This is a genomic window from Rhizobium jaguaris (assembly GCF_003627755.1).
GTDB lineage: Bacteria > Pseudomonadota > Alphaproteobacteria > Rhizobiales > Rhizobiaceae > Rhizobium > Rhizobium jaguaris.
On record NZ_CP032695.1, the window covers coordinates 735,415 to 748,647 of the forward strand.

Below are 13,233 nucleotides of genomic sequence, written 5' to 3' on the forward strand. Positions count from 1 at the left end.
TGAAACATCGAAAAATCCTCCGGGTGGCTCTAGACGGCGCCGCGATGTGTTCGAGCACTCAGTGTAGGATCGACTTTTGGGCCACGCCAATAACCGCTAGAGATGGTTTCCATTCCTGCCGGTAACTGACCGCGGCGAGGCTATACGAGAGTCAGGATCGATAATGTCTCGGAATCGGTCGGAAGCGCCCGGAGAGGAGATCCCGGGGCGGCAGCTCGAAAGTGTTCGTCGGGCCTTCCCGCGGGGAAAGATCGGCGCATGAAGTACAGGCAGCGAATTGGTTATCGATTCTATTCCGACGTTTCATTGGTACTGCTATGCCGGATTGGCTTTGCTGGAAATGCTGCCAGCTTCGGTGTTGGGCGTATCGTCGACATCGCGATCGGGTGAGAGCGTGAAGCCACTTTTGTGGCTGCGTCGACGACAAGCCAAACGAATGCCGGAGCTTGCATTACCGAGCACTATCTTAAAAAAGGCCCAGACTATGCCGACTGATATGACGAGTGGACAGCCCAGAAAATTTCCGGCCCCACGCGATCCGGTTCTGCGCGATATGGCTAACTGCATTCGGTTCATCGCAGCCGACGCCGTCCAGAACGCGACGAGTGGACACCCGGGCATGCCAATGGGAATGGCGGACATCGCGACCGTGCTGTTCCGCGACTTCATGAAGTTTGACCCCAAGGACCCTTCCTGGCCAGACCGGGACAGATTCGTCATCTCCAATGGCCACGGCTGCCTTCTGCTGTACAGCGTCCTCAACCTGACGGGATACGAGGGCATCACAATGGACGACATTCGAAGGTTCCGACAGGTCGGCAGTAACACTGCGGGACACCCCGAGTATTGGCACATCCCGGGCATCGAAACGACGACGGGGCCACTCGGTCAGGGGGTAGGGAATGCTGTCGGGTTCGCGATCGCCGAGCGCGTCCTCAACGCGACCTTCGGGGATGACCTGCAAGACCATTTTACCTACGTCTTCATGGGGGACGGCTGTCTGATGGAAGGCATCAGTCACGAGGTCATTTCGCTTGCGGGTCACCTGAAGCTCGGCAAGCTGATCGCGTTCTTCGACAACAACGCTATCACCATCGACGGCCCCACGTCGCTTGCCGTCTCCGACGACCAGGCGGCGAGGTTTGCCGCGTCAAACTGGCACGTCCAGGAAATTGACGGGCACGATACCGATGCGATCAGGGAGGCCATACACAATGCTCAGGCGGTTACGGACCGTCCCTCGCTTATTTCATGCAAGACCGTCATCGGCTTCGGGTTCCCGACAATCTCCGGGACGCGCAAGGCGCACAGCGACACGCCGGGAGAGGACGAAGTCTCCGGTGCCCGTGAACTTCTCGAATGGAATTCCAAGCCTTTCGAGATTCCGGAACCGCTGATTGACGCGTGGCGCGGTGTGGGATCGAGGGGTGAGGCCACGCGCCGGCAATGGCTGAACCGATTGGACGCCTCCCCCATTCCAGTCAAGATCGAGTTCGAGCGACGAATGCGAGGGGTGTTGCCAGCGCAGTGGCGGAAGGCGATCGCGCGAGCCATCAACGAGATGAGCGGTACGGATACCCCGATGGCGACCCGCAAGGCGAGCGGCTTGGTCCTCGAGCATTTGACCGTCGCGATGCCTGAACTCATTGGCGGATCAGCCGACTTGACCCCATCCAACAACGTGAAGACGGACATCCAGAAGGAAATCGCACCGGGGAAATTCTCGGGGTCGTACCTCCACTATGGTGTGCGCGAGCACGGCATGGCTGCGGCCATGAACGGGATGGCCCTGCATGGCGGCCTGCGGCCTTATGGTGGGACGTTTCTGGCGTTTTCGGACTATTGCAGACCCAGCATCCGGTTGGCCGCGATGATGCGCGCACTGACCGTATTCGTGATGACGCACGACTCGATTGGCCTCGGCGAGGACGGCCCGACGCACCAGCCTGTCGAACAACTGAGCGCTCTCAGAGCCATTCCCCACCTTGCAGTGTTCCGGCCCGCCGACGGCGTCGAAACGGCTGAGTGCTGGCAAGCGATCCTCGAGCGCAACGAGGGCCCATCGCTGATCGCACTCTCCAGGCAGGCTCTGCCGCCGGTCCGCCATGACCACTCCCCGGGCAACAAGTCGGCAAAAGGGGCGTACGTGGTTTTGGAAGCGGAAAGCGACGAACCCATCGTAACGTTCCTTGCTGCGGGGTCGGAGCTGCATCTGGCAATGGAAGCCCACGAGATCCTTCGACAGGAGGGAGTGCCTACGCGCGTAATCTCCATGCCCTGCAGGCTCCTGTTCGAGCAGCAACCCGAGGAATATCGGCGCACTGTCCTGGGAAGTTCCGGGATTAGGGTGGCGGTAGAGGCGGGAATACGGGACTCCTGGGACAGATATCTCGGCGAAAGCGGCTACTTCGTCGGTCTCACCGAATTCGGTGCGTCAGGCAAGGCGGCAGACGTTTTCGAGAAGTTCGGCATCACGACGGAAGCCATTGTGCGAATGGCTCGCCACGGCATCTCGGAACACGAGCTGTAAGTGTTCCATGCATCGCGGAGCGGCAACCTGAACTATGCTTCTCGCGACAGTGTGTGCCATGGCCAGAATCGAGACCTCTATTTGGAGCATGCGGAGTTGATCCTGGAGAACGCGCTGATTTCTCGCCGCTCGAGCAATCGGTACGTCCCTACACAATGCCAGTGCTTCATCCTCGACGTTTCATACGGCTCTACGCTGGCGAGGGACGGGGTCGCTTGCAAACGCCGTCGCGCCAAGATCATCCATCTTTGGCCTCGCTCGCGGCGGCACGGTTGGAGGGCTCGACGTCATCACCCGGAGCTTACCGGGACTGCTGTCCTCGCGAACGCGTCATAAACTGCGCGATGAATTGGCCGGTCCGATCTTGCGCGCAATCTGAGGAGTCCCGACGAGATCGCCGGAGCTGTCCGGGCGTGTCAGCTCAATGTCAGCGGCGGGATGTGTGATTCCCGCACCCTTCAGAACCTTGCGACTCGGGCGCCGGGGATAATTTCGGGTGAGCGCCGGCTTCTCGTCGGCTCGCAGGTTCCCGACCCCGGAAGAGCCTTAGCGTTGCCAAACGTAGGGCCAACCGTTTTCGGCCGCGCTATCGATGAAGATGCGGTCGCGGGTTTCGACAAATTGCCGTTCCGTCGTCGTCAACCTATCAAATTCCCGGTGCTCCGGGAATTCTCTCCAGAAATCGCCAAACCCGTTTCGAGCCCGCTCGGCCCTGACGCTGGGCCTCGACAAGACATTAAGGAAGCCACATGTCATTGGGAACCTCTCAGTCGGCCGCGTTGGCGGCAAAGCTCGCTTTTTCGCGCGCCAGCAACGCCGTCTGCCTTGCACGGCCCCACCTGTATCGTGATCCCGTCCGTGCATTGTCGTCAACGACCCGATGGCAGGGCACGACAAGGGCCAGCTCGTTCGCTGCGCACGCCAAACCAACTGCACTCTCGTCGGATGGCGCGCCGATTTGACGTGCGATGGCGGAGTAGGTTGAGGTCTCGCCGACGGGAATATCCCTGATGATCTCCCAGACACGGTGCTGGAATCGAGTACCACGCAGGTCAAGCGGCACGTTCAGCCCACGAGACGGACGTTCGATGAAATGCACGACACGCATCGCGAGTTCATCCTCCGACCAGTGCCCTGGCCGTACGTCGGCCAGGGGAAACCGCTCCAGCAGAAGCTTGGTCAGTGGAACAGCGTCGGCACCCAGCAGGACCGTAACGACCCCCTTCTCACTCGTAGCGAGCAGCAGCGCTCCGAGCGAGCTGTGCGAGGAGACGTAGCGTATTGCCTCTGTTGTCGTGCGATCTTCTGGATAACCTGTCATGACACGGCAGACGTCACCGTTAATGTAGTCGGGCCTGGTCGGCATTCGCGTTTTCCAATTCAATATTCAGGTAAAATTAGCAGGCCGACTAGCGTCTGGAAATGCTGGAACCCCCCTCGCTCCCAAGCGGCGAGATCCCGTTAAATGTCGGAATCAACTTAGCTTTTTCTCGAGATTACCGTTGCCTATTAAATCAATAACAGACGCGACCATCTTGAGTTGCGACTATGGAGATCTAGTGAGGGTATTCCCTCACGAAGCTCGTCAGCATCATGTCGTGCCGGCCGGCACGGATCAGCACAATGCTGCAACCTGTGCCAGGCCTCACCCTTGAGGCGCGTGCCTGGCACGCGGAAGACGGATCTCTTCTTCTGCCTCCGCGCGTTGGCGGGGCGCTTCTGTGTGAAGCGACCAGTCGCGCAACCGCACCACCTTTATGAAGGCATCAAGCGCCGGTGAGTAGCGGCGGCCCTGTACCGCAAGAAGCCGGACCTCTCGCCATACCGGATCCCCTTCGATCGGAAGCGCCTTCAGTGAGGGTAGCAGGGGCATATGCTCGGGAGCGAGGACTATTCCAAACCCGGCGGCTGCCAAATGCTGCAGGTGCAAGTCCCGGCAACTGCGATGATTGTGATGCGGCGGCGCGTCGGGAAAGTAGAGACGATGAAACTTTGGAGCCATGTCACAGTAGGAGCGATCCAGGATAGTGGCTTCGCGAAGCGCGTCCATTCCGATCTCTGGAAGGTCTGCAAGTTCATGCGACGGAGCGAGGACGGCGACACAGCGCTCTTCGAACAGCGCCCAATCGTCGATCCGTTCTGGCGTATCGTCAAGATCGCCGACCAGGGCGACATTGACTTCGCCCTCCAGCAGGAGTTCGACAAGGCGGCTTGGCGGCTCTTCTCGAAGCTCGACATAGAGGCCGGGGACGAATTTGCGAATTTCCGCAATCGGCTCGACAATGAGCGACGCGGAAATCGATGGGGCGAGACCGATCGTTAATGGAGCGACTTCCTTTTGCCGAAACTCACGCGCCCGGCGTCGAACGGCCTCGGTCGATGCAAGGGCGCGCTCGAGCATGGGCAGCACAGCTTTGCCCAAGTCGGTGAGATGGGTGAGCTGACGTTCCCGGTAGATGAGCTCGCCCCCAAGTTCCTGCTCGAGCTTTTGCACGCCCTTGGTCAGTGACGGTTGCGTAACGTTACACATCTCCGCGGCACGCGTGAAGTTCAGCGTGCTTGCGACAGCTAGAAAATACCGAACCTGATGGAGTTCCATGGTGTTCACCGTCAACTATTTCCGTGACTACTGAGCCCGGGCGATGGCGATGCAGCATCACGCCAGCCGCAGGGCGCTAGATCCGATAGCGATATCGCCACTGACCGCGCGACAATCGCGAATCCGTGCCCTTCCGCATCCAGGGCGTACCCGTAAACGGCGTTCCTCTCTCGGCTCATGGCCCCGATAACGCGCGAGCTGATACTCGGCGTAATGGCGATCGCTGCGTGGCCGCCCTGCTCGAGAGCCGCGGCGAGATTGAGAGAATAAGAGGCGATGTCGGCGGCATGCTGGGACCCTTCGCGCCAGAGCTGGCGGGGAACGCCCGCGACTGCAAAGATGCGATCGGTGGCGGCGGCGAGCGCATTAGGGGCCCCAGGTTTTGACGATCGCCTCGCTTGAAAGCCCGGAAGCGCTGAGACTAACTTGAGACCGTTCGCGACCCAGCGACCGACCTCTCGATGGCCAATAACACGATCCGCCGCGACCGTTTTTCCGCCGACCGAAATACATGTCTTGTCGACTACCATTTGGGACCTCCGCCTTGCGACGAAGTCCTTTATTCATGAAATCTTGCCGGTAGAAAATCATACAGTGGTTTGTTTTAACTACCCGTTGGAAAGTGTTTGTTACGGCACGCACCCCGGTGAACCCGGATCGCCGCATTCGATGGCAGATAGCGGGAGTAGATCTTCCACTCCCGCCCTGGGTATCTCGATACGGTGTTCCGACGGACTCGGTCGCGGAATTCTGCTGCTCCACGGGACCACAAAACGGCTGTTATTCGCTCGCGCAAGGGAGGTCGTCGAACGCTGGCGCAATCTTAGAAATTGGACGAGCCAAGCCGATACGGAAAATGATGAGTACCGGGCTCAGGCGCCGTCCACCCCGCATCGCACCAACGGGCCTCGCAACTCCAGTCTCGGCTTCGCAGGCACACCGAGATTAATTTCGCCATAGGGATCCAGATGATGCCGGCCGCGAAAATGATCAGGATCGGATTCAAATCCGCCGAGAGTTTACCCTTGCGCGAGGCGATATGGACGGTCATGGGGTTAAAGAAGTATCTCGCTTCGATCGGCTCCAAGAGCCGGCCCCGCCGGTAGTGGGGACTGCTGATCAGCAGCGAGTGATCGGGCTGATGCCATCGTGTTCGACGCGGCGCGGAACGCCGGCACCTCCTTCGACGTCGGTCCTTACGGCGTCCCCGGCACCTTCGAACCCGACTAAAATATGGCTCAGCATCGCGCCGCCTAACGCTTCTCGGATCAGCCGATCCGGCATCCAACGACATCCTCGATATATGCGATCAGCTGCCCGCTATCGATCGGCTTCTCGATCAAAAGGAAGTGTTCGCCGTGGCGGCGCGCATCGCTGGCGCGCTCGGGGAAGGCCGTCATAATGATCACGGGCACGACATCTGCCTGGTCATTCAAGATGCGCCTCAGCTCGAGGCCGCTCGTCCCGGGCATTTGGAGATCAGAAACGACGCAGTCGAACCTGTTTGCACCGGCCAGGAGCAGCGCATCAGCGGACTCAAATGCCGCAGTCCGAATGCCGAACGAACGCAGCAAGCCGGCTATCGAGGTCCGGACAAGCTCGTCGTCGTCGACGATCGCGATGGCGATATTCGCGCCCAAGGGGTTCCTTTCGGGGAAACACACAAATTCGGATTGCAGTTTAACGCCATTGAGAGCCAGGACAATCCAACATGTGGTCGCCCAGCCTATACTGGTGTATGGCCTTGGAGGGTGCCTCGCTCGATCGCCTCCATCATCCTGACGACCTGTGCGAGCGTCAGAGCCCCCATTTTGCGCATTGCGCTCCCGCGATGCAGCTTGACGGTTATCTCGCTCAATCCGAGTTCGCATGCCACTTGTTTGTTGAGGAGCCCGGACGAGACCATTTGCAGAACCTCGCGCTCGCGCGACGTCAGCGATTCGTATCGCGCACGCAACGATTCGAGTTCGCCCTCCAGTTCCTTTAACCGGATGTCCTCGGCCAGCGCGCATGCGATCGCGTCCAGTATGTCCTGGTCGCGGAAGGGTTTCGATAGGAAGTCGACCGCACCGGCCTTCATCGCGCGCACCGACATCGGTATGTCGCCGTGGCCCGTTATGAACAGGATGGGCACGCGCTCTCCGCGCTTGGCAAGTTCGGCTTGAAGGTCGAGCCCGCTCACAAGCGGCAGGCGCACGTCCGCAACCAGGCATCGCACCCCCTCAGGCAGAGGCTTGGACAAGAGCTCGACCGCACTTGGGTAAAGAGCAGACCGATATCCCGCGGATCTGACAAGACCATCCACGGATTTTAAGACCAGCTCATCGTCGTCAACGATGAGTACGATCGGCGCGCCGCTAGAGGTCGGTTGCATGGCGGACGGATTTGCAGTGTACGACATTAGGCGCAATTTCAGCCCCATCGCTCGCAGTGTCGTTATCTTTGAGTTCGCCAATCCAAGGGCACTTTGGATTTAGCCTAGGCTTGAGGCGCCGCCTACTGAACGTTTGTATAGGATCATATACGAAGGTCTTGGTCATGACGGTCTCCACGGCTCATAAATTGGGCTCGATTGGTAGCGCGAAGCCTACAGTCGCCCCACCGGCAGGATTTGCTTGGGCGAACATTCGGCCACCATGCGATTCCACGATCGACCGGCAGATCGACAGTCCCATTCCCATGCCGTCGTTTTTCGTTGTGAAGAATGGTTCGAAGATGTTCGTCAGATGCGCGTCATCGATCCCAAGCCCGTCGTCGCTGACACGAAGCGTAACGCTGACTTCATCGCGCGCGGTTTCGATCGTGAGCCGGCGTTCATGCGTATCCGATTTCCTCGGTGCTTGCAGTCCGTTGGTCAGAAGATTGATGACGACCTGCTGAATCTGCACGGGATCCGCGAAAATTGCCGGAATGTTGCCTGCCAAGCTGAGACTGACTGCGCCCTGATGATGATTGATATGCGAACGCAGTAGCGGCAGTGTGCCCCTCACCAAGTCGTTCAGGTCGAACTTGGTAGGGGCCGGGTCCTTGCGGGTGAATATCGCTCGAAGCTGCCGAACAACATCGCTGACGCGGCGGGCACCAACGACGACTCGCTCTATGGCCTCCGTTGCTTCCGTGATGTCCGGTTCGTCGCGGTTGAGCCAGCGCAGACCTGCCTCGCCGTTGGTCAGGATTCCGGAAAGCGGTTGATTGATCTCGTGCGCGATCGACGCGGTCAACTCCGCCATTGTCGCGATGCGGGTGACGCGAGTGAGTTCAGCCTGGGCGCGGTGCATTTCCCGTTCGGCCATCTTCGCTGAGGTGACGTCCATGATAACGCCGACCGTGTTCAAATCATCCAAACCCGCGGGCGCCGGATTGACCAACACGCGCAAGTGCTTGATCCGACCGTCCGGGAAGGAAAGTCGATGCTCAAACTCCACCTCGATTTCGTTGCGCTTTACGTGTTCAAGCTTCTCCCGAACAAGGTCGATATCGTCGGGATGAACACGCTGGAGATACGGCCCAAACCCCGGCGTCACTCCCTGGTCGAATTCCAAGATCCGATAGGTTTCATCTGACCAATGATGTTCGCCGGTTCGAAGGTTCGCGCCGACGCTGCCTGATTTGTTGATGAGCTGGCCCTGGCGAAGAAATGCTTCATTCCGCCGGAGCTGGTATTCAGCGCGCTTTCTGTCCTCGATGTCAAAGGTTGCGCCATACCACTGAACGACATTCCCGTTGTCGTCACGGCGAGGCGTGGCAATAGAGAGATACCAACGATATCCGGTCGAGGGAGAGCCTGCGCGGAACTCATACATTCCGTCAACGTCGGTTCCGACGTGGTTGGCCCAGTAGCTTACGATTCCATCGCGGTCGTCGGGATGAACCGAGTCCTTCCATCCGAAACCATTGATGGTGTCGTGTGTTTGACCCCAGCGCGCAAGATATCGTTCGTTCGCATAATCCATCTCGCCGGCTGCTGTCGTGCGCCAAATCATGGTTGGCATGTTTTGGAGCATCATGCGGACGTCAGCGGACTCCGCATCTCGTGCGGCTTCGCAAGCCTTACGTTCGTCAATCGGAAGCGCGACCAGAGTCCTCGATGACCAAGGGAGATCGGCCGCGATGGGTCGAGCGATGTTGGTCAGGAACCAATGATACTGACCATTTCGGTCCCGAATCCGGATGTCGACCGACCGCGGGCTGCCCTCGGTGTCGGCGGCATGGCCGAGGGTCTCGCGATCCTCCTCATGCACCGCATTCAGCCACGCGTCGCCGACAAGGCCTGGGGGGGCGATCCCAGTGAAGAGCTCCCAGGCGCGATTGAATCTGCGCCCGCCGCGCTCGAGATCGATCTCGCAGATTAAAGCCGGGACGCTGTCGCACCCAAAGCTGACATCGGGAGAACCGCTCGCCAACGCGGTTGGCGGTTCACCCATGTCCGATAGAGTTTCTCTCGCGCCAGCCGGCGTGGAATCACTTGTCATCGCGAACTCGATTTCGGCAGGTTTGGAAGGAAAGCACCGCAATTTCGGTGCGAACTCCCACTCGGGTTACTTTGGATTTCGATGCCCGCGCGTCGCGTTGCTGCGTGAGCTGCGGGCGGGACGCCAAAAGGGTGGCGATCCGACGGCGTCAATGGAAGCTGGCCGTGTTCGCTGCCTCATTCTTGACGGCCACAATCGTCGTTGAACCAGTGAAGGCTCCGATCGTGACAAAGCAACGCGCGAGAGCAGTTTCAACGGAGGCTTCCGCAAAAAGCTTGTATCTCCTGAACGATTTTCGAATTGTTCGGCACCTAAAATGACCAATTCATCCACGAGGCGCTAGATCGTGAAAATGCGTTTGAGTTATTCACGCGGAGCATGACTGATCCGAAGTGCTCTTTTTACCCCTCTCGCGCGCTATGCAAGAGCTTCACTCGGGCCCCACCGGTGCCAAGTAGCCGGTGCGTCAAAGACGAACAACGCGGTGGTCACTGCTGCCGCACTTTGGCGCGGCAGTTCCGTCATGCGCTCTCCGGGTTCCCCGGCGATACAAAGAGCCTCGCTACACGACGTCTTCTATCACCAGCTTCCTTCCGTTGAACTCCACGGTCTCGCCAGCGTGTGCTCCTTCGATCGCCTCGAAAATCGGAGCCATCGTGGAAATCCCCATGACCTCTCGACCGTCGCATGTGAATTTGCCGGTGGAGACGGCAATGACGAAGAATCGACCGGAAAGCTGCACGAGCGCCCCTTCGCTAACGGTCGACTTCGGTCCGAAGTCGATCTCCCTCAACTTTTCGAGCTTGTCAGTCTGATCGTGGAGGGTATCGTCCAGGGCTTCGGAAAGATCACTGGCGATTTCGGCCTGGGCCTGCTCATCACTTTCGACCGGTTCGCTTCGATCGAGCCGGGCATCAGCGACGTAGTCGAAGTATTTTTCGCGAGCGCTTTGAAGGGCCACGTCCTCAAGTGAAAGCATTGTCTCTTTGATAATATTCTTGTCCATCGTTACCTCCTCGAGAGCCTTCGTTCCTCGCAACAGGCCTGGGCCGCAGCTACGCCGCCGGTCGCTTAGAGCGGGCCGTCATACTCGCCACGCGCCGGATAATCATTGACGATCGCGAAGTCGATCGCCTGAAGCAATTCAGAGAAAAGCGGACGCGCGAACGGCATTGTTTGAACCGCACTGTAATACAAAGTACCGTCGGGTCGGACGAGGAACACGCCCGGCTCCGAAAATAGCGGCGGCTCTTCGATCTTAATCGATGACTTTCCACGCGACGAAGAAATATAGAGTCCCCATTGCCGGGCAACCGTCAGTGGCAGCGAATATCCGAATCGCAGGTTGGTGCCGACCTTGCTCGCCATGTCCTGAGCGCGCTCGTGAAGGTCGGAGCTGATGGCGATGACCTTTGTGCCGCGACGCTCATATTCAGGGATCAGCGAATCTAGATCACGCAGATACTTGAGGCAGACCGGACAATGGAGACCGCGATAAAAGGATATCAACGTAAATTGTTCCGGTGCGTCGGCAGCAAGATCAAACTCGCCATGAGCAATGGTCGGAACGCGCAGTTCGGGAACTGGTCGACGAGGCAGCAACATTCTCTTCTCCGCAAGTTATTGCTTGAATGGCCCTGAAGCTGGCACGAGGCGGGTGATATGCGGTGGGTACGACACCTCCTCACGACCTGGAAGGTGTGCAAAGGACCATAATCCGTATCCTCGCGGGCTGAGCTCGGGGCGAAACTACGTCCGTGCCTTTTCACTGGGAAATGGCCAAGGGTTATGGTTTCCATTCCCACCTGTTTCAGTGTCGAGGGTGTCGCCCCCGACGATCGGTTCCGTGCTCTCTTGCCGCCCAGGGCCGAAACGACCGTGTGCTGCCCGGGGCAAATGATCCAGACGGCCAGAAGTTCGGCGATCGCATCCGCGATTTGCTCGCGGCGTGTCTGAAGCGCGAAGCATCCCGGATTGGGGAAGCGAACTTCTCCAGTGCCGATGTCGCGCTTGCAGGCTTCCGCGTCCCGGGCGCAGGAACAAGGGATCGTCCTGTCTCCAGATCGCAGTAGGCCGGTCTTTGCTCATGGAGGCCCAGTACCGTTGCCCGTCCATATGAGCGTCACCGGCGGTGACGGTCGTAAGAATGCCAAACGGCTCTCGGCTGCCACATCTCCACGATCAAGCCGGCACTCCTAAGGTATGGTTTCTCACGACCGTCAGACGCGGTCGGTCAGGCGGCGATCGGCGTCAGCAAATCCCGGCCGCCGAAGTAAGCCTCAAGATTCGAAATCAATTGTTTCACTAATTTCGGCAGGACAGCGCGCGTAGCCCCAGCTGAATGCGGCGTCAGGATCACATTGGGAACGTCACGCCATCTCGCGGGGTCGGTTGGTTCTTGCTCGAAGACATCGAGCGTCGCGCCCGCCAGTTTTCCCGATCGCAGGCGTTCAATCAAAGCACTTTCATCGACAAGGCTTCCGCGTGCGACGTTAACAAGGAGACCATCAGGTCCCAATGCATCTAAGACCTTTCCGGAAATCATGTGCCGGTTTGATCTGTCGGCGCTGCTTGCGACGATGAGGACATTGTTTTCGTGGGCCAGGGTTTCGAGGTCTGGCACGCGACGAAACGGGAGACCATCCTTTTCCCGCGGGCCCCACCACAACACCGGCACTCCAAAAGAGAGACATCGGCGGGCCACTGCCTTGCCTATCGCGCCCATACCGACAATCTCGACAGATAGCTCGCTTAGCGATCGGGTCACAACCTTCGCGGCACCGTTCCATTTTCCCGAGTGAACGAGCTTGTCACCCGTCACCAATCCCCGCGTCCAAGCAATGAGCAAACCCATGGCATGATCCGCGACGTCTTCATGATTCACCTCTACTGCTCGTGTCACCTTGATCCCGCGATCGGCAGCAAAGGAAACATCGACACCGTCATAGCCGCTCGTAAGGCACGCAATCAGCCCGACGTTCGGGAATTCGGAGAGGTAAGTGTTCTGTAGTTGGATGTCACCCGAGACCACCATTGCGGTGACGCTATCGCGTTCGGCGGGCGTCAGGGGTTCCCACGCCTTGAGGACGTCAAATGTCGCGGGAAGTCTATCGGCAACGAACCCGATCTGCTCATGGACGATGAGGACCTTTTTTGTAGTCATTTTACAAACTCCAGCGCTGTGGCGGAAAAGACCGTCTCCGGAAGGGGAGACGGTTTTAGTGCGAGTCGCTCCGCGTTCGGGGCAGGGGGAAGCACTCGCGATCAGCAACGGGCCGTCGGGCAACCGCTGTGGCCTCGGTCTTGGGAAAGCAAGGCAAGGGAAGTCATACCGACTTTGCACACTCGCGAAAATTATACGTGGGTATGGGACAGCTCGTTTTCGGGTAGTTCCGGGGCGCTCTAGCCGGGACACTTGAGGTCGACTGATCCGACCGCGGCGCGACAAAATTGACGAGCTTTTGGCTCTCCCGCAGGCGTGCATGCACCAAGGCTGGCGCTGATGCGCGAATGATCCAGTAGAGTGCGTCGTCGTTTAGGTCCGATGTCCCTGCGTTCAAAGGATCGAGATCGGTAACGGGAACTTATTCTGCGCACAGTTCGATTTTTCTGAAGGCGCTAATGGGCGCCGC

Annotated in this window: 11 protein-coding genes and 1 pseudogene; 1 reads left to right on the forward strand and 11 read right to left on the reverse strand. The window is 58.9% G+C overall.

Features of this window, described 5'->3' with window-relative positions:
• The first annotated feature begins 496 nt into the window (after positions 1 to 496).
• On the forward strand, positions 497 to 2,530 hold the full coding sequence (gene tkt / locus CCGE525_RS25595; RefSeq protein WP_245472363.1) for a transketolase: 2,034 nt from the start codon (positions 497 to 499) through the stop codon (positions 2,528 to 2,530).
• A 766-nt stretch (positions 2,531 to 3,296) separates the two neighbouring features.
• Here tkt and CCGE525_RS25600 read toward each other — a convergent pair.
• The 11 genes and pseudogenes from CCGE525_RS25600 to CCGE525_RS25650 form a co-directional block, all read right to left on the reverse strand.
• Entirely contained in the window at positions 3,297 to 3,896 is a 600-nt protein-coding gene (locus CCGE525_RS25600) for a methylated-DNA--[protein]-cysteine S-methyltransferase (RefSeq protein WP_120707136.1), read from the reverse strand.
• A gap of 279 nt (positions 3,897 to 4,175) precedes the next feature.
• The gene (locus CCGE525_RS25605; protein ID WP_120708622.1) at positions 4,176 to 5,129 is read right to left on the reverse strand and encodes a LysR family transcriptional regulator; all 954 of its coding nucleotides are present in this window, start codon (positions 5,127 to 5,129) and stop codon (positions 4,176 to 4,178) included.
• A gap of 11 nt (positions 5,130 to 5,140) precedes the next feature.
• Positions 5,141 to 5,659: a histidine kinase dimerization/phosphoacceptor domain -containing protein gene (locus CCGE525_RS39885; protein WP_120707137.1), complete on the reverse strand. Its 519-nt coding sequence runs from the start codon at positions 5,657 to 5,659 to the stop codon at positions 5,141 to 5,143.
• Between the two features lie 293 nt (positions 5,660 to 5,952).
• On the reverse strand, positions 5,953 to 6,216 hold the full coding sequence (locus CCGE525_RS39710) for a DUF4863 family protein (protein ID WP_162950305.1): 264 nt from the start codon (positions 6,214 to 6,216) through the stop codon (positions 5,953 to 5,955).
• Positions 6,217 to 6,397: 181 nt separating this feature from the next.
• On the reverse strand, positions 6,398 to 6,769 hold the full coding sequence (locus tag CCGE525_RS38455) for a response regulator transcription factor (protein WP_162950306.1): 372 nt from the start codon (positions 6,767 to 6,769) through the stop codon (positions 6,398 to 6,400).
• An 86-nt stretch (positions 6,770 to 6,855) separates the two neighbouring features.
• Positions 6,856 to 7,551 (reverse strand): response regulator transcription factor, encoded by a 696-nt coding sequence (locus CCGE525_RS25625; RefSeq protein WP_425375916.1) that lies wholly within the window; start codon positions 7,549 to 7,551, stop codon positions 6,856 to 6,858.
• Between the two features lie 133 nt (positions 7,552 to 7,684).
• The gene (locus CCGE525_RS25630) at positions 7,685 to 9,136 is read right to left on the reverse strand and encodes a PAS domain-containing sensor histidine kinase (protein ID WP_245472293.1); all 1,452 of its coding nucleotides are present in this window, start codon (positions 9,134 to 9,136) and stop codon (positions 7,685 to 7,687) included.
• Positions 9,137 to 9,307: 171 nt separating this feature from the next.
• Positions 9,308 to 9,601: pseudogene (locus CCGE525_RS39890) on the reverse strand (hypothetical protein); the annotation flags it as partial.
• A gap of 562 nt (positions 9,602 to 10,163) precedes the next feature.
• Positions 10,164 to 10,607, reverse strand: coding sequence for a hypothetical protein (locus CCGE525_RS25635; RefSeq protein ID WP_120707141.1), 444 nt, complete (start codon positions 10,605 to 10,607; stop codon positions 10,164 to 10,166).
• A gap of 65 nt (positions 10,608 to 10,672) precedes the next feature.
• On the reverse strand, positions 10,673 to 11,206 hold the full coding sequence (locus CCGE525_RS25640) for a peroxiredoxin-like family protein (RefSeq protein ID WP_120707142.1): 534 nt from the start codon (positions 11,204 to 11,206) through the stop codon (positions 10,673 to 10,675).
• A 628-nt stretch (positions 11,207 to 11,834) separates the two neighbouring features.
• Positions 11,835 to 12,764 carry a 2-hydroxyacid dehydrogenase gene (locus CCGE525_RS25650; protein WP_162950308.1) on the reverse strand — a complete coding sequence of 310 codons (930 nt, stop codon included), beginning with the start codon at positions 12,762 to 12,764 and terminating at the stop codon, positions 11,835 to 11,837.
• Positions 12,765 to 13,233 lie beyond the last annotated feature (469 nt).

Bases quoted from the DNA above. Each gene is read 5' to 3' on its own strand.
- CCGE525_RS25635 (WP_120707141.1), bottom strand. From the start codon at position 10,607: ATGGACAAGAATATTATCAAAGAGACAATGCTTTCACTTGAGGACGTG.
- CCGE525_RS25605 (WP_120708622.1), bottom strand. From the start codon at position 5,129: ATGGAACTCCATCAGGTTCGGTATTTTCTAGCTGTCGCAAGCACGCTG.
- CCGE525_RS25640 (WP_120707142.1), bottom strand. From the start codon at position 11,206: ATGTTGCTGCCTCGTCGACCAGTTCCCGAACTGCGCGTTCCGACCATT.
- CCGE525_RS39885 (WP_120707137.1), bottom strand. From the start codon at position 5,659: ATGGTAGTCGACAAGACATGTATTTCGGTCGGCGGAAAAACGGTCGCG.
- CCGE525_RS25630 (WP_245472293.1), bottom strand. From the start codon at position 9,136: ATGATGCTCCAAAACATGCCAACCATGATTTGGCGCACGACAGCAGCC.
- tkt (WP_245472363.1), top strand. From the start codon at position 497: ATGACGAGTGGACAGCCCAGAAAATTTCCGGCCCCACGCGATCCGGTT.
- CCGE525_RS25625 (WP_425375916.1), bottom strand. From the start codon at position 7,551: ATGGGGCTGAAATTGCGCCTAATGTCGTACACTGCAAATCCGTCCGCC.
- CCGE525_RS25600 (WP_120707136.1), bottom strand. From the start codon at position 3,896: ATGCCGACCAGGCCCGACTACATTAACGGTGACGTCTGCCGTGTCATG.
- CCGE525_RS25650 (WP_162950308.1), bottom strand. From the start codon at position 12,764: ATGACTACAAAAAAGGTCCTCATCGTCCATGAGCAGATCGGGTTCGTT.